Here is a 22821-nt window from a genome sequence, read left to right as displayed (position 1 = left end):
GAACTATTCACTGTAATTCCATGTTTTTCTGTAAATTTAACCTACGTTTTGCAAGTCGGTAACAAAGAAAGCTCCGATTATTCGGAGCTTTTTGTGGCCATTAATGCGTCAGAAGGGGATGTCGTCATCAAAATCATCAATGGGCTCGGGCATGCTGCCCTGGGAAGGCTGTTGTTGCGGCTGCTGGTTCTGGGCCGGCGCCTGATTTGACTGTTGCGGGCGTCCTGCAGGCGCGCCCTGACTGGCACCGCCGCCTTCGCCGCCACGGCTGTCGAGCATCTGCATCTGGCCGTTGATATCCACCACCACCTCAGTGGTGTAACGGTCCTGACCGTCCTGACCCTGCCACTTGCGGGTCTGAAGCTTGCCCTCGATATAGACCTTGGAACCTTTTTTCAGGTACTGCCCTGCCACTTCGGCGATCTTGCCGAACATGACAATGCGGTGCCACTCGGTCTTGGGCACCAGTTGACCGGTCTGGCGGTCCTTATAGCTTTCATCGGTCGCCAGGTTCAGGTTTACCACCGCATTACCGTTCGGGGTATAGCGGGTTTCAGGGTCCTGCCCCAGATTGCCGATCAGAATAACCTTGTTTACGCCTCGTGCCATGGTTCGCTCCTGATTTTGCGTCAGCGGTTGACCCGATATCCCTTCGGGCTACCTGTGTTCACGTTTCGTTTAGCGGCCGGACAAACGGAAAGTCTGTAAGCCGCATTGCATCAAACTGGCGACGGTCCACCTTCAGATAGGCCGTGTCGGCCTCTTCCAGAATAACAACATCCTGCACGCCCGGCAGCCGCCGAAGGCTTTCATCAATGTCGTCGAACCGGGCCGGCGCCTGGTGCCGCAACTGTACCACGAAACTGGCCGTGTGACCCGGGGCCGACATGGTGAGTGCGGCCAGTAGCCACGACAAAAGAACGCCAACCATCAGCCAGATTACACCCTGCAAACCTGCCTGCTCCAGTAGAACACCGCCCAGGGCACCACCCAGAAATGCACCCATAAACTGGGAGGTTGAGTAGACGCCCATAGCCGTGCCCTTCGCGGCCGCCGGCGATTCCTTGCTGACCAGGGACGGCAGGCTCGCTTCAAGCAGGTTGAAGGCCATGAAAAAGAAGAACAGCACAAACCAGGCCACGAGCAGCGTCTGGGAAAGATAACCGATCGCCGCTGTGGCAAGCGTCAGCATGACAATCGCGCCGCACAGAACGGGCTTCATGAGACGTTTTTTCTCACCAATGATGATGAACGGAACCATGGCGAAGAAGGAAGTCACCATGACCGTAAGGTAAAACCACCAGTGGGAGGATGAGGGTAAACCGAACTGCTCCTGCAACAGGGTGGGGAATATCAGGAAGACTGCGGTCAATACCAGATGCAGGGCGAAGATGCCGAAATCCAGTCGCAACAGGCGCGGATCAGCCAAAACCCCGGCGAGCATTTCCCGTGCGGGCCGGGTGTCGGCACTGGTAGTGTGCTGATGGGGCGTTGGCACCAGTCGCGACACAATGAGCATGGCAATCAGGGCCAGTCCGGCGGTGACATAGAAAATCCCGGCAAGACCAAAGACCGACCCAAGCAGCGGGCCCAGAACCAGCGACAGCGAGAAAGACACACCGATCGAGACGCCCACCATCGCCATGGCCTTGGTGCGTTCCTCTTCCCGAGTCAGATCACTGAGCAGCGCCATCAGCACACTGGCAATTGCGCCGGCCCCCTGAAGAATCCGACCGGCGATTACAACGTATATCGAGTCAGCGGATGCGGCCAGCAAGCTGCCCATCGCGAAAAGCGCGAGGCCAATGTAGATCATTTTTTTGCGACCGAACCGGTCAGATAGCATGCCAAAGGGGATCTGCAGGACCGCCTGCCCCAAACCATAGATACCAATGGCCAGGCCGATCAGGGCGGGCGTGGCGCCCTCAAGCTCATCGCCGAGCAACACAAACACTGGCATCACCATGAAAAGCCCAAGCATGCGCATGGCGTAAACCGATGCCAGTGCTGCTACAGAGCGCCTTTCAAGAGAATTCATGGCTTGCCTTCTTCAGGGTGTTTCAGGATTGGGTCGTGCGTCATCAGGCCGCGTATTGTATCAGAAGCACCGCATTCGGGGCAGTTCCACCTGCTGCGGAATCGTGGTCTTGCCTTAGCAGCGGGGCCACCAAACACGGTATACTTATCGTTTTTCTTGACCGAGGAGAGTTATGGATCATATCCAGATCAGAGGGGCACGAACCCACAACCTGAAGAACATTGACCTGGATATGCCGAGGGACAAGCTGATCGTTATCACCGGGCTGTCCGGCTCCGGAAAGTCCTCCCTGGCGTTTGATACTCTTTATGCGGAAGGCCAGCGGCGTTATGTCGAGTCCCTATCGACCTACGCAAGGCAATTCCTGTCGATGATGGAAAAGCCCGATGTGGACCATATCGAAGGGCTGTCGCCAGCGATTTCCATCGAGCAGAAGAGCACCTCCCACAACCCCCGCTCGACTGTCGGCACCATCACCGAGATTTACGACTATTTACGGCTTCTGTTCGCCAGGGCCGGCGAGCCCAGGTGCCCCGATCACGGCCAGCCACTGGAAGCGCAAACCGTAAGCCAGATGGTTGACCAGGTCCTGGCGATGGAGGAAGGCAGCAAGCTGATGATTCTGGCGCCGGTTATCCGTGACCGTAAGGGCGAACACCAGCAGGTCATTGATTCCATGAAAAGCCAGGGTTTCATTCGGCTGAGGGTGGACGGCATCGTCTACGATATCGACGACGTTCCCGCCCTGGACAAGAAACGCAAACACCAGATTGACGTTGTGGTCGACCGCTTCAAGGTAAAAGCCGGCCTGGAGCAGCGTCTGGCGGAGAGCTTTGAAACCTCTCTGGGACTGGCAGACGGCATCGCGCTGGTCGCACCCATGGAAGTGGATGGGAAAAAAGGCGATGGCGAGGAGCAGACGTTTTCTGCCCGTTATGCCTGCACCCAGTGCGGTTATGCGCTCAGTGAACTTGAACCCAAACTGTTTTCCTTCAACAACCCCGCTGGCGCCTGCCCCACCTGCGACGGCCTGGGCGTTAAGCAGTTTTTCGACCCGGAGAAGATCGTACAGCACCCGGAAGCGACCCTGGCGGAAGGTGCAATCAAGGGCTGGGACCGTCGTGCGGTCTATTACTTCCAAATGCTGGCCAGCGTGGCCGAGCATTTCGGTATCGACATGGATACCCCCTGGGTGGACCTGCCGGAAGGTTTCCGGGAAACCTTGCTGTATGGCACCGATGAGGACGTACCGTTCCGCTACGTCAATTCCCGCGGCCACATCATGGAAAAGGCCCATCCGTTCGAAGGCATATTGCCGAATCTGGAACGCCGGTATCGGGAGACCGATTCCCAAAGCATGCGGGAAGAGCTGGCCCGTCACCTTAGCCAGCAGTGGTGCAAAACCTGCGGGGGCTCGCGGCTGCGCCAGAGTGCGAGGCACGTTTTCATTGAGCAGAACAATATTTCTGATCTCACTCACCTGCCGGTGGGTGAAGCCCACGACTACTTCCAGACCCTGGCACTCCCAGGCAGAAAAGGCGAAATCGCCGAGAAAATCCTCAAGGAAGTTCGCCAGCGCCTGCAGTTTCTGGTTAACGTCGGCCTTGAATACCTCACCCTGGAACGCAGTGCCGACACCCTGTCGGGCGGTGAGGCCCAGCGTATACGTCTGGCCAGTCAGATCGGTGCCGGCCTGGTAGGCGTCATGTACATTCTTGACGAACCCTCCATCGGCCTCCACCAGCGCGACAATGACCGACTGCTGGCGACCCTCACCCACCTGCGGGACCTGGGCAATACCGTGATTGTGGTGGAACACGACGAAGATGCCATACGCGCCGCCGACCACGTGATTGATATCGGCCCCGGCGCCGGCGTTCATGGCGGTCACATCATCGCCCAGGGAACGCCGGAACAGATCATTGCCAACGAAAACTCCCTGACCGGACAATACCTTTGTGGCACCAAGGAGATTGCCATCCCGGCGAAACGGGAGAAAGGCAATGGCAAGCAGCTGGTACTGACCGGCGCCACGGGGAACAATCTGCAGAACGTATCATTGACCCTGCCTTTAGGGGTGATGACCTGCGTGACGGGTGTTTCCGGTTCTGGCAAATCGACTTTGATCAACGCCACCCTCTACCCGGTGTGCGCTGCAAAGCTCAACAAGGCGACCAGCCTGAGCCATGCCCCCTACCAGACTCTGAAGGGACTGGATAACCTGGATAAGGTGATCGACATTGATCAAAGCCCGATTGGGCGAACTCCCAGATCCAACCCCGCCACCTACACCGGGCTGTTCACCCCCATCCGCGAGCTGTTTGCCGGCACCCAGGAGGCGCGTTCAAGGGGCTACAAGCCCGGGCGCTTCTCCTTCAACGTCAAGGGCGGACGCTGCGAAGCCTGCCAGGGCGACGGTGTGATCAAGGTGGAGATGCACTTCCTGCCCGACGTCTATGTGCCCTGCGATGTCTGCAAAGCCAGACGCTACAACCGGGAAACCCTGGAAGTCCGCTACAAAGGCAAGAACATCCACGAAGTCCTGGAAATGACCGTGGAAGAGGCGCGAGAGTTTTTCGACCCGGTCCCCTTTCTGGCGAGAAAATTACAGACGCTGATGGACGTAGGGCTGTCCTACATCCGGCTGGGCCAGAGCGCTGTCACCCTGTCCGGTGGCGAGGCCCAGCGGGTGAAACTGGCCAAGGAGCTTTCAAAGCGGGATACGGGTAAAACCCTCTATATTCTGGACGAGCCAACCACCGGCCTGCACTTCTATGACATCCAGCAGCTACTGAATGTATTGCAGCGGCTGCGCGAACACGGCAACACCGTTGTGGTTATCGAGCACAACCTGGACGTGATCAAGACCGCAGACTGGATTGTCGACCTGGGACCGGAGGGTGGCTCCGGTGGCGGACGGATTATCGCAGAAGGTACACCGGAAGAAGTCGCCCAGAATGTAGACTCACATACGGGCCACTACCTGAAACCCCTGCTTGAAAAATAACAATCAGACATAAAAAAACCGGAGGTCGAGACCTCCGGTTTTTTATGATTCCAGCTAGAGCTTACTCTTCGCCTTCCTCGACTTCTTCTACTTCCACATCCAGCGGACGACCGATTACTTCGACGTATGCCATTGGGGCATTGTCGCCTGCACGGAAGCCACACTTGAGGATACGGAGATATCCACCCGGACGCTCGCTGAACCGCGGGCCAAGCTCATTGAAAAGCTTGGCAACGGCTGCATCGTCACGCAGGCGTGAAAACGCCAGACGACGGTTCGCGACCGAATCATTCTTTGACAGCGTGATCAAAGGCTCTGCCACTCGACGAAGCTCTTTCGCTTTGGGCAAAGTAGTTTTGATCAGCTCGTGTTCAACCAGTGACGAAGTCATGTTACGGAACATGGCTTTACGATGCGCACTGGTCCTGCTGAACTTACGACCACTCTTACGATGACGCATTGCTCTAATTCCTTACCTTAAACTAATCGGCGATTAACCGCCCAGTACCCGGTCGTCGCCACGGAGGCTAGCCGGCGGCCAGTTATCAAGACGCATACCCAGGGACAGGCCACGAGAGGCCAGAACGTCCTTGATCTCGGTCAGCGACTTTTTACCAAGGTTAGGCGTCTTCAGCAGCTCAACTTCTGTGCGCTGGATCAGATCGCCGATGTAGTAAATGTTCTCAGCCTTCAAGCAGTTCGCTGAACGAACTGTCAATTCCAGATCATCAACCGGACGCAGCAGGATCGGATCAATTTCTTCCTCTTCCTCGACGCGCTCTGGCTCTTTCTCGTGATCGAAATCGACAAATACAGCCAGCTGCTGCTGGAGAATGGTGGCCGCCCGGCGAATCGCTTCCTCCGGATCGATCGTCCCATTGGTCTCCAGATCAATAACCAGCTTGTCCAGGTCAGTGCGCTGCTCGACACGGGCGCTTTCTACTGCATAAGCGACACGGCGAACAGGACTGAAGGTTGCGTCCAGTTGCAGACGTCCAATGGCACGGGTTTCGTCCTCATCAAGACCGCGCTGATCCGCAGGCTCATAGCCCCGACCACGAGAGACCTTCAGACGCATGTTGATTTCGCCTTTGGCACTGAGGTGACAAATCACGTGATCCGGGTTGGTAATCTCCACATCGTGATCAAGCGTGATGTCGCCAGCGGTCACAACGCCCGGACCCTTCTTGCTCAGGGTAACCTCAGCATCGTCCCGGCTGCCCATTTTTACAGCGACGCCTTTGAGATTCAGAAGAATCTCGATGACGTCCTCCTGGACACCCTCGATCGCGCTGTACTCGTGCAGAACACCGTCAATCTGTGCTTCGGTGATCGCGCAACCCGGCATTGAGGACAAAAGAATACGGCGCAGGGCACTGCCCAGGGTATGGCCAAAGCCTCTTTCCAGAGGCTCCAGCGTGACCTTGGCGCGCATCGCGCTGGACTCTTTCACGTCAATGGTACGAGGTGTCAATAACTCATGTACTGAACGCTGCATAGACGCCCCTATTGCTATCGTTGCTAACTCGGCTTTACTTGGAGTAAAGCTCGACGATGAGGTTCTCGTTGATGTCGGCCGGCAGTTCAGTACGCTCTGGTACGGAACTGTAAACGCCGGACATCTTGCTGGCGTCGACCTCTACCCAGCTCACCGGTGCACGGCTGGAAGACAGATCCAGCGCGCCTTTAACGCGAAGCTGGTTTTTTGCCTTCTCACGCACGCTCACGACGTCACCTGGCTTAACCTGATAAGACGGAATGTTCACCAGCTTATCGTTAACCAGAATCGCCTTGTGCGAAACGAGCTGACGGCATTCAGCACGGGTAGAACCAAAACCCATGCGGTACACAACGTTATCAAGACGACCCTCGAGCAGCTGCAACAGGTTTTCACCGGTTGCACCCTTGCCTCGGGCGGCTTCTTTGTAATAGTTGCGGAATTGCTTTTCCAGAACGCCGTAGATACGACGGACTTTCTGTTTTTCACGAAGCTGTACGCCATATTCGGACAGACGACCGCGACGCGCGCCGTGCATACCCGGCGGAGTCTCGATGTTGCACTTCGTATCGAGCGCGCGAACACCGCTCTTCAGAAAAAGATCTGTCCCTTCACGACGAGACAGCTTGCACTTCGGGCCTATGTAACGAGCCATAATTCACTGTCTCCTGTGTTAGACGCGGCGCTTTTTGGGCGGACGACAACCGTTATGGGGAATCGGCGTCACATCAGTGATGTTGGTGATCTTGTACCCGCAGCCGTTAAGCGCGCGTACAGCGGATTCACGTCCGGGCCCCGGACCTTTAACCTCTACGTCCAGGTTTTTAAGGCCGTATTCAGCAGCCGCATTACCGGCTCTTTCAGCTGCTACCTGCGCAGCAAAAGGTGTACTCTTGCGTGACCCACGGAAACCAGAACCACCAGAGGTGGCCCAGGACAGTACGTTGCCCTGACGGTCAGAAATGGTCACGATAGTGTTGTTGAAGGACGCGTGAATGTGCGCGACGCCATCAACAACCGTCTTTTTCACCTTTTTACGGGTACGTGTACCTGGCTTTGCCATGTTTGCCTACCTGTTACTTACGAATAGGTTTGCGAGGACCTTTACGGGTGCGTGCGTTGGTCTTTGTGCGCTGGCCACGGACTGGAAGCCCATGACGGTGGCGCAGACCACGGTGGCAACCGAGATCCTTCAAACGCTTAATGTTCATCTGAACTTCACGACGCAGATCGCCTTCAACGGCCAGTTTGCCCACTTCAGTACGAAGTGATTCAAGCTGCTCGTCGGACAGGTCTTTGACCTTGACGTCCGGCTTTACACCGGTTGCATCGCAAAGCTTCTGGGCTGCTGTCTTGCCGACTCCAAAAATGTAAGTCAGGGAAACAACAGCATGTTTGTGATCGGGTATATTGACACCGGCTATACGTGCCATCCAAATTACTCCGCGTTCAAAGCTTTGCTGTGTGAATTTTCCGCCACTATAAAAGGGCGCGAAATAATAGCGCCTGACCCCATGCGAGGTCAAGCGCCATTATTCGTACCCTCTACAATGTCAGTGCTGAATCCGTAAGGATTAACCCTGACGCTGCTTGTGACGAGGCTCCGAGCAGATGACCCTTACCGAGCCATTGCGACGAATTACTTTGCAGTTACGGCAAATTTTCTTTACCGAAGCGCGTACTTTCATTGTCGACTCCAGTTTTCAAGGGGAACGGATTAACCGTTCCGACCATAGCCCTTGAGATTGGATTTCTTCATCAACGAATCATATTGATGAGACATCAGGTGCGACTGAACCTGCGCCATGAAATCCATCACCACGACTACAACAATCAGCAGTGAGGTGCCGCCCAGATAGAAGGGCACATTTCCTGCAACCATCAGAAACTGTGGAAACAGGGACACTGCTGCGATGTACATTGCACCGAACAGAGTCAGGCGAGTCAGCACACCGTCAATATACTTGGCGGTCTGATCGCCCGGACGGATGCCCGGAATAAAGGCGCCTGAGCGCTTGAGATTATCGGCAACTTCCTTCGGGTTATACATCAACGCCGTATAGAAGAAGCAGAAGAACACAACGGCTGCGGCGAACAGAATGATGTACAGGGGCTGACTGGGCGCCAGAGCCTGGGATACATCACTAAGCCACCCCATGCCCTCTCCCTGGCCAAACCACTGCCCAAGCGATGCCGGAAACAGCAGAATGGAAGAGGCAAAAATGGGCGGGATTACACCGGCCATATTAACCTTCAGCGGAAGATGGCTGGACTGCTGGGCGAACACCCTGCGACCCTGTTGCCGTTTGGCATAGTTGATCGTCAGCCGACGCTGACCGCGCTCCATGAAGACCACGAAGCCGATAACAGCAACGGCCAGAATCGCGATGCCCAGAACCATCAACAGGCTCATTTCGCCATTTCTGGCCTGAGTCAGAGTCTGCCCAATCGCGCCCGGGAGGCCCGCAACGATACCGGCAAAGATCAGCAGGGAAATGCCGTTACCGACACCTCTCTCTGTGATCTGCTCACCCAGCCACATCATGAATACAGCGCCGCTGACAAAGGACACGACCGCCACAAAGTGAAAGCTGAAGCTGTCGTTGAAGGTGACGCCCTGAGACGCCAGCCCTACGGAAATACCCGCACCCTGAACCAGAGCCAGAATCACCGTGCCGTAGCGAGTGTACTGGCTGATCTTTCTGCGACCTGCCTCTCCCTCTTTCTTCAGCTGCTCAAGCGTCGGGCTGACCGCCGTCATGAGCTGCATGATAATAGAGGCAGAGATATAAGGCATGATGCCCAGCGCGAAGATACTCATGCGCTCAAGCGCACCACCGGAAAACATGTTGAACATGCTCAGGATTGTGCCCTGGTTCTGCTCAAACAATGCTGCCAGGCGGTCAGGATTGATACCCGGCACCGGAATATGGGCACCGATCCGGTACACCAACAGTGCCAGGAAGACAAACCAGAGCCGGGATTTCAGCTCTGATAGTCCTTTTCCCCCGCCAGGAGGCAATGATGCTGTCTTGGCCATTTAGTCCTCGACTCGCCTTAGTCTTCGACTTTTCCGCCCGCGGCAGTAATAGCCTCGCGTGCGCCTTTGGTCACTTTAAGACCTTTGACGGTCACCGCACGGCTCAACTCGCCGGACAGGATAACCTTTGCTTCGCGAATCTCTTCACGAACAATGTCTGCCTTTTTAAGAGCATCCAGGTCTGCGACGTCGCCTTCGACCTTTGCCAGTTCGTTCAGACGAATTTCGGCAACATAGCGCTGCTGGCGCGATGTGAAACCGAACTTCGGCAGACGACGGGCCAAAGGCTGCTGACCACCCTCAAAACCGGGTGCAACACTGCCCCCTGAACGGGCTTTCAGACCCTTGTGGCCACGACCGCCGGTCTTGCCGAGACCGCTACCGATACCACGACCGACGCGCTTGGCATCGGGACGTGAACCAGGTTCCGGACTAAGTTCGTTCAGACGCATCCTAGTTCTCCTCTACCCGAACCAGGTAGTTAACCCGGTTGATCATGCCGCGGACAGAAGGTGTATCTTCCACTTCCACGGTGTGACCGATTTTGCGAAGACCCAAGCCCTTTACACACAACTTGTGCTTGGGCTGACAGCCGATAGGGCTGCGGGTCAGAGTTACTTTAATCGTTTTTGCGTTCGCCATGACTTCAACCCAGAATCTCTTCCACGGATTTACCGCGCTTGGCTGCAATATCTTCAGGCGCTTGAGTAGCCTGGAGACCCTTGATGGTGGAACGTACCACGTTCACCGGGTTGGTGGACCCGTAACACTTGGACAGTACGTTCTGCACACCGGCAACTTCCAGTACGGCGCGCATCGCGCCGCCGGCGATGATGCCGGTACCTTCAGACGCAGGCTGCATGTAGACCTTGGAGCCGCCATGCTGAGCCTTTACGGCGTATTGCAGAGTTGTTCCGTCCAGCGGAACCTCAACCATATTCTTGCGTGCAGCTTCCATCGCTTTCTGGATCGCAACCGGCACTTCACGCGCCTTGCCACGACCGAAACCAACGCGACCTTTGCCATCACCAACGACTGTCAGTGCGGTAAAAGCGAAGATACGACCGCCCTTGACCACCTTGGCAACACGATTGACCTGGACCAGCTTTTCCTGGAGCTCAGGCGCCTTCTGTTCGTTAACGCTCATCTTCTCCACCTCTTAGAATTGCAAGCCAGCTTCACGGGCTGCATCGGCCAGAGCCTGAACACGGCCGTGATAACGGTAACCGGAACGGTCGAATGCGACCTTTTCGATGCCTGCCGCTTTGGCACGCTCAGCAATCAGCTGACCGACCTTTTTGGCGGCGTCCACGTTACCGGTTGCACCCTGGCGCAGGTCCTTATCCAACGTGGAGGCAGCGGCAATTACTTTGCTGCCGTCTGCAGTCGTAACCTGAGCATACATGTGACGCGGTGTGCGATGAACGCACAGACGGTCAGTACCCAACCTACGGATTTTCATGCGCACTTTACGTGCGCGACGCAATCTTTCGTTATTCGCGCTCATAGTCCCGCCTTATTTCTTCTTGGCTTCTTTGCGTCTGACCTGCTCATCCGCATAACGAACACCCTTACCCTTATAAGGCTCGGGCGGACGGAACGCGCGGACTTCAGCAGCGACCTGGCCAACCTGTTGCTTGTCGATACCGCGGATTACGACTTCCGTGTTGGACGGAGTCTCTGCGGTAATCCCCTCGGGCAGCTCATACTCGACCGGGTGAGAAAAACCCAGTGTAAGGTTGAGCTTCTTACCTTGCGCCTGCGCACGGTAGCCTACGCCCGTCAGTGCCAGCTTACGCTCCCAGCCTGTCGTCACGCCGGTGACCATGTTGTTAACCAGCGCACGGGTCGTACCAGCAAGAGCGCGGGACTGTTTAGCACCATCGCGAGCGATGAAACGCAGGACATTTTCTTCCTGCTTCACTTCGACCGCCTGGTGGATATTGATCTGAAGCGCACCTTTGGAGCCCTTCACATTGATTTCCTGTCCGTTCAGCTTAACTTCAACACCGGAAGGCAGAACGACAGGATTATTGGCAACCCTGGACATAATGTTCTCCTAAAATACGGTGCAGATGACTTCGCCACCCACGCCGGCGGCACGTGCGGCACGGTCGGTCATTACGCCCTTGGACGTAGACACAATCGCGACTCCCAAACCACCGGAAACCTTCGGCAGCTCCCCTGTGCCCTTGTACTGGCGCAGACTTGGACGACTAACCCGCGTGATTTTCTCAATAACCGGCTTGCCGCCGAAATACTTGAGATTAATCGTCAACTGGGGTTTGGCATCAGCTGAAACGGAAAAATCTGCCACATAGCCTTCGTCCTTCAGGACCTGGGCTACGGAGATCTTCATCTTTGAAGACGGCATGGCCACATCGACCTTTTGTGCCATCTGTGCGTTACGAATACGTGTAAACATATCCGCAAGCGTATCTTGCATACTCATCGGTATGAGACTCCTGCTCTTTTTAGTTGTGCAGCGGTGCGCTACACCGCTTACCAACGGGTATCGGGCTTATCGCCTGATACCTGCCTTACCAGCTTGCTTTGGTCAGACCCGGAACGTCACCGCGCATGCCAGCTTCACGCAACTTAATACGAGAAAGCTTGAACTTGCGCAGAACGCCGTGAGGACGACCTGTCACCTGGCAACGATTACGAAGACGCGATGGAGACGCATTGCGAGGCAGCTTTTGCAGCTTCACCTGTGCGTCCCAGCGGTCATCATCGTTGGTATTCGGGTTTTTGATAATCGCCTTGAGCTCGGCGCGCTTGGCTGCGTACTTCGCAACCGTTTCTTCGCGCTTGAACTCACGGTTCTTCATGGAAACCTTAGCCATTACACTCGTTCCTTATTTCTTGAACGGAAAGCCGAACGCTCTCAACAGTTCACGACCTTCATCGTCGGTACCGGCAGTGGTGGTAATGGTGATGTCCAGACCACGGATCTTGTCGACTCTGTCGTACTCGATCTCGGGGAAAATGATCTGCTCACGCACGCCCATGCTGTAGTTACCACGACCATCGAAGGACTTGGGATTCAGACCGCGGAAGTCACGAATGCGGGGAACCGCAATGTGAACCAGACGATCAAAGAAATCCCACATGCGCTCACCGCGCAGGGTAACCTTGCAGCCGATCGGCCAACCTTCACGGATCTTGAAACCCGCCACGGACTTCCGGGCAAGCGTGACAACAGCCTTCTGGCCAGCCAGCTTTTCCAGGTCTGCGACGGCGTTTTCGATCAGCTTCTTGTCGCCAACAGCTTCGCCGACACCCATGTTCAGGGTGATCTTCTCGATACGCGGCACCTGCATAATGTTCTTGTAGCTGAACTCTTTCTGCAGGGCGGGTACCACTTCCTTACTGTACTGCTCTTTCATATTAAGCATCGTAACCACCACCGCTTACTGGTTATCGACGACTTCTTTCGTGGACTTGAAAATCCGCACCTTGGCGCCGTCTTCCTTGATCTGGAAGCCTACGCGATCGGCTTTGCCGGTCTGCGGATTAAAAATAGCCACGTTGGAAGCCTGGATAGGTGCTTCTTTCTCGACGATGCCACCCTGGGTGCCAAGCATCGGGTTTGGTTTCGTGTGCTTCTTGATCATATTGATCCCTGAAACAAGCACTCGACCATCGTCCTGAACTTTCAGGACTTTACCACGTTTGCCTTGGTCTTTACCCGTTGTGACGATGACTTCGTCATCTCGTTTGATCTTTTTCATAACCGGCCTCTGGTCCTTAAAGTACTTCGGGTGCCAGTGAAATAATTTTCATGAACTTCTCATTTCGCAGTTCACGGGTAACCGGTCCGAAGATACGGGTACCGATAGGTGCGTCCTGATTGTTCAGAAGTACCGCCGCGTTTCCGTCGAAACGGATCAGCGAACCGTCTGGACGACGCACGCCTTTACGAGTACGCACAACAACAGCTTTCAGGACCTGGCCTTTCTTCACTTTACCGCGGGGGATGGCTTCCTTGACGGTTACCTTGATGATATCCCCAACGCTGGCATAACGCCTATGTGAACCGCCCAGGACCTTGATGCACTGAACCTGCCGTGCACCGCTGTTGTCCGCGACTTCAAGCATTGTTTGAGTCTGAATCATGGTTGTTCTCCGGGCGAATTACACCTTGGATGCACGCTCGGTGACCTCAACCAGAGCCCAGCTCTTGGTCTTGGAGACCGGACGGGTTTCCTGGATTGTAACGGTGTCACCAATGTTGCACTGATTGCTTTCATCGTGAGCATGGATCTTGGATGAACGCTTCATGTACTTACCGTACAGAGGATGTTTCACCTGGCGCTCAACCAGAACCACGATGGATTTCTCCATCTTGTTGCTCACGACCTTGCCGCTCAGGGTTCTGGCAGTTTGGGTAGCTTCAGTCATGTTACTGTCCTGCCTTTTCGTTCATAACTGTCTTCACGCGAGCGATGTCGCGCTTCACCTTCGGAAGAAGGTGAGACTGATTCAGCTGACCTGTCGCCTTGCGCATGCGCAGGTTGAACTGCTCCTTCAGGAGGTCGATCAGCTCTTTGTTCAGCTCCTCGACTGACTTGTCACGCAGCTCTGTTGCTTTCATCACATCACCTTCCTCGTTACAAAGGTGGTCTGTACGGGCAGTTTCGCCGCCGCCAGAGTGAAAGCTTCGCGTGCGATATCTTCCGCAACACCTTCCATCTCATAGAGCATGCGGCCTGGCTGAATTTCAGCCACCCAATACTCGACAGAACCCTTACCTTTACCCATTCGTACTTCCAGCGGCTTACTGGAGATCGGCTTGTCCGGGAATATCCGGATCCAGATCTTCCCGCCCCGCTTGATGCGGCGAGTCATGGTACGACGCGCTGCCTCAATCTGGCGCGCAGTTATACGTCCACGGCTGGTCGCCTTCAATCCGTATTCACCGAAGCTCACCTTGTTAGCGCGGTGTGCAAGACCGGTGTTACGGCCTTTCATTACCTTGCGAAATTTGGTGCGTTTTGGTTGCAGCATAAGAGTGCCCCTTTACTTAGAACCTTTCTTCCCAGAGGCTTTCTTGTCAGCACGGACCTGCTCCATACCACCAAGAATCTCACCTTTGAAGATCCATACCTTGACGCCGATAATGCCGTAGGTGGTTTTCGCTTCGTAGGTCGAGTAATCAATATCTGCACGCAGTGTGTGCAGCGGTACACGACCTTCGCGATACCACTCGGAACGGGCAATTTCAGCACCCCCGAGACGACCGCCGACCTGAATCTTGATGCCTTTCGCACCCTGGCGCATGGCGTTCTGCACGGCGCGCTTCATGGCGCGACGGAACATAACGCGACGCTCCAGCTGACCGGCAACGTTCTGCGCGACCAGGCGGGCATCAAGGTCCGGCTTGCGGACTTCTTCGATGTTGATGTGCACCGGCACACCCATCATGTCGCTGACTTCGCGACGAAGACGGTCAACATCCTCACCCTTCTTACCGATAACGATACCGGGACGGGCGGTATGGATCGTGATACGGGCGTTCTGAGCCGGGCGCTCGATCACAATCTTGCTGACAGACGCCTTAACCAGACGCTTGTCGAGGAATTCACGAACCTGAATATCATTCAACAGGTTGTTCGCGTATTCCGCTTTTTCGGCGTACCACACTGAGTTGTGCTCTTTGATCACACCCAGGCGCATGCCGGTTGGATTTACTTTATGACCCATCTGAGCATCTCCTACTTGTCGGCGACCTTGACGGTGATATGACAGGTGCGCTTGAAAATTCGGTCAGCGCGCCCCTTGGCTCGAGCTTTGATTCGCTTGAGCGTCGGACCCTCATCCACCATTACGGTGGAAACCCGCAGATCATCTACGTCCAGACCTTCGTTGTGCTCAGCGTTGGCAATGGCAGACTCAAGAGCTTTCTTGAGCACGACCGCCGCCTTCTTAGGGCTGAAAGTCAGAATATTCAGGGCATCCTCAACAGCCTTGCCGCGTACTTGGTCAGCGACAAGACGTGCTTTCTGAGCTGAGAGGCGAGCGCCCTTGTACTTGGCTGCTACTTCCATTTCTATTACCTCACAATCAGCGTTTAGCTTTCTTGTCGGCCGCATGACCACGATAAGTACGCGTTGCCGCGAACTCACCCAGCTTATGTCCAACCATATCTTCGGTGACATAAACCGGCACGTGCTGCTTGCCGTTGTGGACTGCAATGGTCAAGCCTACGAACTCTGGAAAGACCGTGGAACGACGCGACCAGGTCTTGATCGGTCGCTTGTCGTTCGCTTCCAGAGCTGCCTCGACCTTCTTCAACAGATGCAGGTCTATAAAAGGACCTTTCTTCAAAGAACGTGGCACAGCAATTACCTCTATGTAGTCGTTTACTTGGCTGAACGACGACGTACTATCATTTTGTCAGTACGTTTGTTCTTACGAGTCTTATGTCCTTTGGTCGGAACACCCCACGGAGTAACCGGGTGACGCCCGCCAGAGGTACGCCCTTCACCACCACCATGTGGGTGGTCAACTGGGTTCATAGCAACACCACGTACTGTTGGACGTTTACCGCGCCAACGTGATGCACCCGCTTTGCCAAGCTGCTTGAGGCTGTGTTCGCTGTTGGACACTTCGCCCAACGTTGCACGACAGTCAACAAGCACCTTACGCATTTCACCTGAGCGCAGGCGGATGGTGGCATAAGCACCTTCCCGAGCAACCAGCTGTACGGATGCGCCCGCAGAGCGAGCCAGCTGAGCACCTTTGCCAGGCTTGATTTCGACGCAGTGAATCACAGAACCGACCGGAATATTCCGGAGCGGCAGCGTGCTTCCTACTTTAATCGGCGCGTCGATGCCGGAGCGCACAGGATCACCGATCTGCATGCCTTTGGGAGCGATAATGTAGCGACGCTCGCCATCGGCATACTTGATCAGCGCAATGTGCGCAGAGCGGTTAGGATCGTATTCCAGGCGCTCAATTGTCGCCGGGATACCATCTTTGGTCCGCTTAAAGTCGATAACTCGGTAGTGCTTCTTGTGACCACCACCAACGTGACGGGTAGTGATGCGACCAAAATGGTTACGACCACCCGATTTACTCAGTGTTTCCAACAACGGCTCGTAAGGGCGCCCCTTGTGAAGATCAGGGTTAAAGAGCTTAACAACGTGACGGCGGCCGGCAGATGTTGGTTTGGTTTTGACGATCGGCATTTTACGACCCCTTTACCTTATTCCACATCCAGAAAATCGATGTCCTGACCTTCCGCAAGCTGCACATAAGCCTTGCGAAGATCATTACGCTTGCCGAAGCCGCGAGCGGTACGCTTAAGCTTACCCTTACGGTTCAGAACCTGAACACCTTCGACGGTGACGTTGAACAACTGCTCAACGGCTTTCTTGATCTCGGGCTTGGTTGCGTCAGGCGCAACCCGGAAAACCACTTGGCTTTTCTCACCAACCAGAGAAGATTTCTCTGACACGTGCGGCCCAAGAAGAACCTGATAAATACGTTCCTGATTCATCCCAGCATCTCCTCAATCTTCTTCAGAGCGGGAACAGTCACCACAACACTCTCGAAGGCGACCAGGCTGACCGGATCCAGGCCGGCAACATCGCGCACGTCTACGTGAGGAATGTTGCGGGACGCCAGATGCAGGTTCTGCTCAACGCTGTCGGACAGAATCAGCGCATTGCTGACACCGAGATCTTTCAGCTTGGCAGTGAAGGCCTTGGTTTTGGGCGTATCGACAGTCATGTCGTCAACCACAACCAAACGCTCCTGACGAACCAGCTCGGAGAAAATGGACTGCATCGCGGCGCGGTACATCTTACGGTTAACCTTCTGCTCAAAGCTGCGTGGCTTTGCTGCAAAGGTTACACCGCCGGCACGCCAGATCGGGCTGCGGATGGTACCGGCACGGGCACGGCCTGTGCCTTTCTGACGCCACGGCTTCTTACCACCGCCGGACACTTCAGAGCGCGTTTTCTGAGCCTTGGTACCCTGACGACCGCCTGCCATATAAGCAGTGACCACCTGGTGAACCAGCGACTCGTTAAAATCTTTGGCAAATGCAGCGTCGGAAACAGAAATCCCCTTGCCGCTACCTGTAATAGTTAATTCCATCGCACCGCTCCTCAGGCTTTAACTGCAGGCTTGATGACAACGTTCCCGCCGGTTGCACCGGGAACAGCGCCACGAATCAGCAGAAGGTTGCGTTCGGCGTCTACGCGGACAACCTCAAGGTTTTGCACAGTTACCTGCGCATTGCCCATCTGGCCCGCCATTTTCTTGCCCTTGAATACCTTACCCGGAGTCTGGTTCTGACCGATGGAACCCGGAGCACGATGAGAAAGGGAGTTGCCGTGTGTGGCGTCCTGCATGGAGAAGTTCCAGCGCTTAACGCCGCCCTGGAAACCTTTACCCTTGGACTGACCAGTAGCATCAACAACCTGACCGTCTGCAAAGATGGAGGCTGTAATTTCGCCGCCTGCAGTCAGTTCGTCGCCTTCGCCGTCAGCGAGCCGGAATTCCCACAAACCGCGACCAGCCTCAACACCGGCTTTCGCATAGTGGCCCGCTTCGCTTTTGGTCACACGAGAGGAACGACGCTTACCAACGGTTACCTGAACCGCACGATAGCCATCGCTTTCGAGAGTTTTCAGCTGGGTAATTCGGTTGGGTTCAACCTCAACTACCGTGACAGGCACTGCTTGCCCATCTTCCGTAAAAATACGGGTCATACCGGCCTTGCGACCGACAATACCAATTGCCATGTTTCACCTCTTAGTGTGTACGGGGCTCTCACCCTCTATGGCCTTATGACAGTTACACAGACTAACGCTTCGCGTTAGCCGAGGCTGATCTGAACGTCTACACCCGCTGCCAGATCCAGCTTCATCAAAGCATCTACTGTCTTTTCCGTCGGCTCAACAATGTCGAGCAAACGCTTGTGAGTACGAATTTCATACTGATCACGCGCGTCCTTGTTGACGTGCGGGGAGATCAGGATGGTGTACTTTTCCTTCCGCGTCGGCAGAGGGATTGGTCCACGCACTTGGGCGCCGGTCCGCTTGGCGGTATCGACGATCTCCTGCGTTGACTGGTCGATCAGGCGGTAATCAAACGCCTTCAACCGAATTCGAATTTTTTGGCTTTGCATGATGCACCAAACTCCACTCGTACGTAGCAGCTAGCTCGCTAGCCGACCTTCAAAAAAAGGAGCCGCATTGTATGCATAATACCCAGCAGTGTCAACTGCGATCAGCAGCGACTCCACTGGGTCAGATTCTGCGACAGAAACAGAAAAAGGGGCTGAGTTGCAGCCCCTTTTTCCAAGATCGAACGAGAGTTACTCGATGATCTTTGAGACCACACCGGCACCAACGGTACGGCCGCCTTCGCGAATCGCGAAACGCAGGCCATCTTCCATGGCGATCGGGTTGATCAGGGTAACACTCATCTTGACGTTGTCACCCGGCATTACCATTTCCACGCCTTCCGGCAGCTCACAGGAACCTGTGACGTCGGTGGTACGGAAGTAGAACTGTGGACGATAGCCCTTGAAGAAAGGCGTATGACGACCACCCTCTTCCTTGGACAGTACGTACACTTCACACTCAAACTTGGTGTGCGGCTTGATAGTGCCCGGCTTACACAGAACCTGGCCACGCTCAACGTCGTCACGCTTGGTACCACGCAGCAGTACACCAACGTTCTCGCCTGCACGACCTTCGTCCAGCAGCTTGCGGAACATCTCAACGCCGGTGCAGGTGGTCTTGACGGTATCTTTGATACCAACAATCTCAATCTCTTCACCCACCTTGATAACGCCACGCTCGACACGGCCAGTTACCACGGTGCCACGACCGGAGATAGAGAACACGTCCTCGATCGGCATCAGGAACGGCTGATCAATCGCACGCTCAGGATCCGGGATGTACGCGTCCAGGGCCTCAACCAGCTTCTTGACAGCGGTGGTACCCATTTCGTTGTCGTCTTTACCTTCCAGCGCCATCAGCGCGGAACCGGTAACGATCGGCGTGTCGTCGCCCGGGAAGTCGTACTGGCTCAGCAGTTCACGAACTTCCATCTCAACCAGCTCAAGCAGCTCTTCATCATCAACCATGTCCGCCTTGTTCAGGAACACAACGATGAAAGGAACGCCTACCTGACGAGACAGCAGGATGTGCTCGCGAGTCTGCGGCATGGGGCCGTCAGCTGCGGAACAAACCAGAATCGCGCCGTCCATCTGCGCCGCACCAGTGATCATGTTCTTCACATAGTCAGCGTGGCCCGGGCAGTCAACGTGCGCGTAATGACGCTCCGGTGACGTGTACTCAACGTGAGAGGTCGCGATAGTGATACCACGAGCCTTCTCTTCCGGCGCGTTATCGATCATGTCGAATGCGCTGGCGCTACCACTGCCCCACACCTCGTGACATACACGAGTCAGGGCGGCTGTCAGCGTGGTCTTACCATGGTCTACGTGACCAATGGTGCCCACGTTTACGTGCGGTTTACTACGCTCAAATTTTTCTTTAGACACGGTTACACCTCTTCCTGTTTCTTAAGTCCTGGGGATCAACCCTTTTTAATGATCGCTTCGGCAATGTTCGAAGGAGCTTCCATATAGCGAGAGAACTCCATCGCATAAGACGCCCGACCCTGCGTTGCGGAACGCAGATCGGTGGCATAACCGAACATCTCCGACAACGGAACTTCTGCACGAATCGTCTTGCCAGCCGGGGTATCTTCCATACCCTGAACGAGACCACGACGACGGTTAAGGTCACCAACGACGTCACCCATGTAATCTTCCGGGGTGGCAACCTCGACGCGCATCAAAGGCTCCAGAAGTGCAGGGCTTGCCTCAAGGGCACCCTTCTTCATAGCCATCGATCCGGCAACCTTGAACGCCATCTCGTTCGAGTCGACATCGTGGTAAGAACCGTCGTACAGCGTGGCCTTGATCCGCAGCAGCGGGTACCCCGCCAGACAACCATTCTTCATCTGCTCAGCAATACCCTGCTGAACCGCCGGTATGTATTCCTTGGGAACCACACCACCCACGATTTCGTTGACGAAAATAAAGTTTTCGCCATCTTCGTCATCCAACGGCAGTGGTTCAAGCTTGATCTTGACGTGACCGTACTGACCGCGACCACCAGACTGACGTACGAATTTGCCTTCGACATCAACCGGCTTGCGAATGCACTCACGGTACGCAACCTGCGGCTTACCGATATTGGCTTCTACTTTGAACTCGCGACGCATACGGTCAACGATGATGTCCAAGTGAAGCTCACCCATACCGGAAATGATGGTCTGGCCTGATTCTTCGTCCGTGCGAACCTGGAAAGAAGGATCTTCCTGAGCCAGCTTGCCAAGGGCAATGCCCATTTTTTCCTGATCGGCCTTTGACTTCGGCTCAACGGCAACAGAGATAACCGGATCCGGGAACTCCATGCGCTCGAGAATGATCTTGTGGTTCTCGTCGCACAAGGTATCACCGGTCGTTACGTTCTTCAGACCGATCGCAGCAGCGATGTCGCCAGCAAGAACCTCTTTGATCTCCTGACGATCCTTCGAGTGCATCTGAACCATACGGCCGACGCGCTCTTTCTTGCCTTTGACGGAGTTGTAAACCGCGTTACCGGACTCAAGCTTGCCGGAATAAACCCGGAAGAAGGTCAAGGTGCCGACGAACGGATCCGTTGCAATCTTGAATGCCAGGGCGGCAAAAGGTGCATCGTCATCTGCCTGACGTGTCTCTTCGGTGCCGTCTTCATCAATCTCGCCACGGATAGCCTTAACTTCATCCGGGGCAGGAAGGAATTCGATAACCGCATCCAGAACCGCTTGAACACCTTTATTCTTGAAAGCTGAACCACAGGTCGCCACGACAATCTCGTTGGCCAGGGTGCGCAGGCGAAGACCTCTCTTGATGTCTTCAATGCTCAGCTCGCCCTCGTCGAGGTAGCGCTCCATGAGCTCTTCATTCGCTTCGGCGGCCGCTTCCATCATCTCTTCGCGGTACTTGGCGACTTCCTCAACCATATTCTCGGGAACGTCGCGCTGGTCATAGGTAGCACCGGCGTCGTCTTCGTTCCAGTAAATCGCCTTGTTACGAATCAGGTCGATAACCCCTGCGAACTCGTCCTCAGCACCGATCGGCAACTGAACAGGTACACAAGTTGCGCCCAGGCGCTTCTTGATCTGCTCGACGACGCGGATGAAGTTGGCGCCGGCACGGTCCATCTTGTTGACGAACACCATGCGCGGAACTTCATACTTGTTAGCCTGACGCCATACAGTTTCTGACTGCGGCTCAACACCTGAGGAACCACAGAACACAACCACTGCACCGTCGAGAACGCGCAATGAACGCTCTACTTCGATGGTGAAGTCAACGTGTCCCGGGGTGTCGATGATGTTGATACGGTGCTCAGGGTACTGCTTGTCCATGCCCTGCCAGAAACAGGTCGTTGCAGCAGACGTGATGGTAATACCACGCTCCTGCTCCTGCTCCATCCAGTCCATGGTCGCAGCACCGTCGTGAACTTCACCGATTTTGTGGGAAATACCTGTGTAGAACAGGACCCGCTCGGTGGTGGTCGTCTTGCCCGCGTCAACGTGGGCGACGATACCAATATTTCTGTACTTTTTAATCGGAGTCTTGCGTGCCACTGTAATAAACCTCGGCTGATTAGAAACGGAAGTGAGAGAACGCCTTGTTGGCTTCTGCCATGCGATGAACGTCTTCGCGCTTCTTAACAGCGGAGCCCTTGCTGTCAGCGGCATCCAGGATTTCACCTGCCAGACGCTGAGCCATGGACTTTTCGCCACGCTTCCGTGAAAACTCTACGAGCCAGCGCATTGCCAGCGCGTTCTGACGCGAAGGCCGCACTTCAACAGGCACCTGGTAGGTAGCACCACCCACACGACGGGATTTAACCTCAACCATCGGCTGGATGTTCTCCAGTGCCTTCTCGAACATGTCGATCGGCTCTTCTTTTGACTTGTCGGCAACGATATCGAGCGCGCCATAAACAATGCGCTCTGCAACTGCCTTCTTGCCACTTTCCATTACGTGGTTGATAAACTTTGCCAACCGCGCACTATGGAACTTGGGATCCGGGATGATTTCCCGTTTTGCTGCAACTCTTCTTCTAGGCATCGATAAGCCCTTATCTGTTAAAAGGTCTTCAGGAACCCCTGAGATAGCATTAGCTACTCAGCCTTACTCTTACCGTTAT

The 22821-nt window shown here is 55.1% G+C and carries 34 protein-coding genes; 1 reads left to right on the top strand and 33 read right to left on the bottom strand.

The window, feature by feature from the left end; all coding sequences use genetic code 11:
- Nucleotides 1-108: 108 nt before the first annotated feature.
- Both ssb and FPL19_RS16775 read right to left on the bottom strand, forming a co-directional pair.
- Complete coding sequence (gene ssb / locus FPL19_RS16780) at nucleotides 109-609, bottom strand: single-stranded DNA-binding protein (RefSeq protein ID WP_150914372.1); 501 nt, start codon at nucleotides 607-609, stop codon at nucleotides 109-111.
- A gap of 58 nt (nucleotides 610-667) precedes the next feature.
- Nucleotides 668-2038, bottom strand: coding sequence for an MFS transporter (locus FPL19_RS16775; protein WP_150914370.1), 1371 nt, complete (start codon nucleotides 2036-2038; stop codon nucleotides 668-670).
- 172 nt (nucleotides 2039-2210) lie between these two features.
- Here FPL19_RS16775 and uvrA point away from each other — a divergent pair, with 172 nt between their 5' ends.
- Nucleotides 2211-5045 carry an excinuclease ABC subunit UvrA gene (uvrA, locus tag FPL19_RS16770; RefSeq protein ID WP_150914368.1) on the top strand — a complete coding sequence of 945 codons (2835 nt, stop codon included), beginning with the start codon at nucleotides 2211-2213 and terminating at the stop codon, nucleotides 5043-5045.
- 61 nt (nucleotides 5046-5106) lie between these two features.
- Here uvrA and rplQ read toward each other — a convergent pair whose 3' ends face one another.
- The 31 genes from rplQ to rpsG form a co-directional block, all read right to left on the bottom strand.
- The gene (gene rplQ, locus FPL19_RS16765; RefSeq protein WP_150914366.1) at nucleotides 5107-5505 is read right to left on the bottom strand and encodes a 50S ribosomal protein L17; all 399 of its coding nucleotides are present in this window, start codon (nucleotides 5503-5505) and stop codon (nucleotides 5107-5109) included.
- Nucleotides 5506-5538: 33 nt separating this feature from the next.
- Complete coding sequence (locus tag FPL19_RS16760) at nucleotides 5539-6543, bottom strand: DNA-directed RNA polymerase subunit alpha (RefSeq protein WP_150914364.1); 1005 nt, start codon at nucleotides 6541-6543, stop codon at nucleotides 5539-5541.
- A 34-nt stretch (nucleotides 6544-6577) separates the two neighbouring features.
- Entirely contained in the window at nucleotides 6578-7198 is a 621-nt protein-coding gene (gene rpsD, locus FPL19_RS16755) for a 30S ribosomal protein S4 (protein WP_150914362.1), read from the bottom strand.
- 18 nt (nucleotides 7199-7216) lie between these two features.
- Nucleotides 7217-7606, bottom strand: a complete 390-nt coding sequence (rpsK, locus tag FPL19_RS16750; protein WP_004580767.1) for a 30S ribosomal protein S11 — start codon at nucleotides 7604-7606, stop codon at nucleotides 7217-7219.
- Between the two features lie 13 nt (nucleotides 7607-7619).
- The gene (gene rpsM / locus FPL19_RS16745; protein WP_150914359.1) at nucleotides 7620-7976 is read right to left on the bottom strand and encodes a 30S ribosomal protein S13; all 357 of its coding nucleotides are present in this window, start codon (nucleotides 7974-7976) and stop codon (nucleotides 7620-7622) included.
- Between the two features lie 141 nt (nucleotides 7977-8117).
- Nucleotides 8118-8231 carry a 50S ribosomal protein L36 gene (gene rpmJ / locus FPL19_RS16740; protein WP_008174902.1) on the bottom strand — a complete coding sequence of 38 codons (114 nt, stop codon included), beginning with the start codon at nucleotides 8229-8231 and terminating at the stop codon, nucleotides 8118-8120.
- A gap of 29 nt (nucleotides 8232-8260) precedes the next feature.
- Nucleotides 8261-9583 (bottom strand): preprotein translocase subunit SecY, encoded by a 1323-nt coding sequence (gene secY, locus FPL19_RS16735; RefSeq protein WP_150914357.1) that lies wholly within the window; start codon nucleotides 9581-9583, stop codon nucleotides 8261-8263.
- A gap of 17 nt (nucleotides 9584-9600) precedes the next feature.
- Entirely contained in the window at nucleotides 9601-10035 is a 435-nt protein-coding gene (rplO, locus tag FPL19_RS16730) for a 50S ribosomal protein L15 (protein ID WP_150914356.1), read from the bottom strand.
- 1 nt (nucleotide 10036) lies between these two features.
- A complete protein-coding gene (gene rpmD / locus FPL19_RS16725) occupies nucleotides 10037-10225 on the bottom strand; it encodes a 50S ribosomal protein L30 (protein WP_036134920.1) in 189 nt (62 codons plus the stop codon).
- 4 nt (nucleotides 10226-10229) lie between these two features.
- Nucleotides 10230-10730: a 30S ribosomal protein S5 gene (rpsE, locus tag FPL19_RS16720; protein WP_150914354.1), complete on the bottom strand. Its 501-nt coding sequence runs from the start codon at nucleotides 10728-10730 to the stop codon at nucleotides 10230-10232.
- Between the two features lie 12 nt (nucleotides 10731-10742).
- Nucleotides 10743-11090, bottom strand: a complete 348-nt coding sequence (rplR, locus tag FPL19_RS16715) for a 50S ribosomal protein L18 (protein WP_150914352.1) — start codon at nucleotides 11088-11090, stop codon at nucleotides 10743-10745.
- Nucleotides 11091-11099: 9 nt separating this feature from the next.
- A complete protein-coding gene (gene rplF, locus FPL19_RS16710; protein WP_150914350.1) occupies nucleotides 11100-11633 on the bottom strand; it encodes a 50S ribosomal protein L6 in 534 nt (177 codons plus the stop codon).
- A 9-nt stretch (nucleotides 11634-11642) separates the two neighbouring features.
- Nucleotides 11643-12035: a 30S ribosomal protein S8 gene (gene rpsH, locus FPL19_RS16705; protein WP_150914348.1), complete on the bottom strand. Its 393-nt coding sequence runs from the start codon at nucleotides 12033-12035 to the stop codon at nucleotides 11643-11645.
- A gap of 88 nt (nucleotides 12036-12123) precedes the next feature.
- The gene (rpsN, locus tag FPL19_RS16700) at nucleotides 12124-12429 is read right to left on the bottom strand and encodes a 30S ribosomal protein S14 (RefSeq protein WP_150914346.1); all 306 of its coding nucleotides are present in this window, start codon (nucleotides 12427-12429) and stop codon (nucleotides 12124-12126) included.
- A gap of 12 nt (nucleotides 12430-12441) precedes the next feature.
- Nucleotides 12442-12981 (bottom strand): 50S ribosomal protein L5, encoded by a 540-nt coding sequence (rplE, locus tag FPL19_RS16695; RefSeq protein WP_150914344.1) that lies wholly within the window; start codon nucleotides 12979-12981, stop codon nucleotides 12442-12444.
- 15 nt (nucleotides 12982-12996) lie between these two features.
- Entirely contained in the window at nucleotides 12997-13317 is a 321-nt protein-coding gene (gene rplX, locus FPL19_RS16690; RefSeq protein WP_135804367.1) for a 50S ribosomal protein L24, read from the bottom strand.
- Between the two features lie 16 nt (nucleotides 13318-13333).
- A complete protein-coding gene (gene rplN / locus FPL19_RS16685; protein WP_008940679.1) occupies nucleotides 13334-13702 on the bottom strand; it encodes a 50S ribosomal protein L14 in 369 nt (122 codons plus the stop codon).
- 18 nt (nucleotides 13703-13720) lie between these two features.
- A complete protein-coding gene (gene rpsQ, locus FPL19_RS16680; RefSeq protein ID WP_007154006.1) occupies nucleotides 13721-13987 on the bottom strand; it encodes a 30S ribosomal protein S17 in 267 nt (88 codons plus the stop codon).
- A 1-nt stretch (nucleotide 13988) separates the two neighbouring features.
- Nucleotides 13989-14180 (bottom strand): 50S ribosomal protein L29, encoded by a 192-nt coding sequence (gene rpmC / locus FPL19_RS16675; protein ID WP_007154007.1) that lies wholly within the window; start codon nucleotides 14178-14180, stop codon nucleotides 13989-13991.
- Nucleotides 14180-14593 (bottom strand): 50S ribosomal protein L16, encoded by a 414-nt coding sequence (gene rplP, locus FPL19_RS16670; protein ID WP_150914342.1) that lies wholly within the window; start codon nucleotides 14591-14593, stop codon nucleotides 14180-14182. Before rplP ends, rpmC begins: the two co-directional genes overlap by 1 nt.
- A gap of 12 nt (nucleotides 14594-14605) precedes the next feature.
- On the bottom strand, nucleotides 14606-15289 hold the full coding sequence (gene rpsC / locus FPL19_RS16665) for a 30S ribosomal protein S3 (protein ID WP_007154009.1): 684 nt from the start codon (nucleotides 15287-15289) through the stop codon (nucleotides 14606-14608).
- A gap of 11 nt (nucleotides 15290-15300) precedes the next feature.
- Nucleotides 15301-15633, bottom strand: coding sequence for a 50S ribosomal protein L22 (rplV, locus tag FPL19_RS16660; protein ID WP_127330394.1), 333 nt, complete (start codon nucleotides 15631-15633; stop codon nucleotides 15301-15303).
- Nucleotides 15634-15649: 16 nt separating this feature from the next.
- On the bottom strand, nucleotides 15650-15925 hold the full coding sequence (rpsS, locus tag FPL19_RS16655) for a 30S ribosomal protein S19 (protein WP_150914340.1): 276 nt from the start codon (nucleotides 15923-15925) through the stop codon (nucleotides 15650-15652).
- Nucleotides 15926-15948: 23 nt separating this feature from the next.
- Entirely contained in the window at nucleotides 15949-16776 is an 828-nt protein-coding gene (rplB, locus tag FPL19_RS16650) for a 50S ribosomal protein L2 (RefSeq protein ID WP_150914338.1), read from the bottom strand.
- Between the two features lie 17 nt (nucleotides 16777-16793).
- The gene (rplW, locus tag FPL19_RS16645) at nucleotides 16794-17087 is read right to left on the bottom strand and encodes a 50S ribosomal protein L23 (RefSeq protein WP_150914336.1); all 294 of its coding nucleotides are present in this window, start codon (nucleotides 17085-17087) and stop codon (nucleotides 16794-16796) included.
- Nucleotides 17084-17689 carry a 50S ribosomal protein L4 gene (gene rplD, locus FPL19_RS16640; RefSeq protein ID WP_150914334.1) on the bottom strand — a complete coding sequence of 202 codons (606 nt, stop codon included), beginning with the start codon at nucleotides 17687-17689 and terminating at the stop codon, nucleotides 17084-17086. The genes rplW and rplD overlap by 4 nt, the downstream gene beginning before the upstream one ends.
- A gap of 11 nt (nucleotides 17690-17700) precedes the next feature.
- Nucleotides 17701-18339 carry a 50S ribosomal protein L3 gene (gene rplC / locus FPL19_RS16635; protein WP_150914332.1) on the bottom strand — a complete coding sequence of 213 codons (639 nt, stop codon included), beginning with the start codon at nucleotides 18337-18339 and terminating at the stop codon, nucleotides 17701-17703.
- Nucleotides 18340-18413: 74 nt separating this feature from the next.
- Complete coding sequence (gene rpsJ, locus FPL19_RS16630) at nucleotides 18414-18725, bottom strand: 30S ribosomal protein S10 (protein ID WP_077529290.1); 312 nt, start codon at nucleotides 18723-18725, stop codon at nucleotides 18414-18416.
- Between the two features lie 189 nt (nucleotides 18726-18914).
- Nucleotides 18915-20111 carry an elongation factor Tu gene (tuf, locus tag FPL19_RS16625; protein WP_150914310.1) on the bottom strand — a complete coding sequence of 399 codons (1197 nt, stop codon included), beginning with the start codon at nucleotides 20109-20111 and terminating at the stop codon, nucleotides 18915-18917.
- A 35-nt stretch (nucleotides 20112-20146) separates the two neighbouring features.
- The gene (gene fusA, locus FPL19_RS16620; RefSeq protein WP_150914330.1) at nucleotides 20147-22252 is read right to left on the bottom strand and encodes an elongation factor G; all 2106 of its coding nucleotides are present in this window, start codon (nucleotides 22250-22252) and stop codon (nucleotides 20147-20149) included.
- A gap of 19 nt (nucleotides 22253-22271) precedes the next feature.
- Nucleotides 22272-22742, bottom strand: coding sequence for a 30S ribosomal protein S7 (rpsG, locus tag FPL19_RS16615; RefSeq protein ID WP_150914328.1), 471 nt, complete (start codon nucleotides 22740-22742; stop codon nucleotides 22272-22274).
- Nucleotides 22743-22821 lie beyond the last annotated feature (79 nt).

This window comes from Marinobacter halotolerans (assembly GCF_008795985.1).
GTDB classification, from domain to species: Bacteria; Pseudomonadota; Gammaproteobacteria; order Pseudomonadales; family Oleiphilaceae; genus Marinobacter; species Marinobacter halotolerans.
Note: the sequence above shows the minus strand (reverse complement) of the source record. Positions and strands in the feature narration are given on the sequence as shown.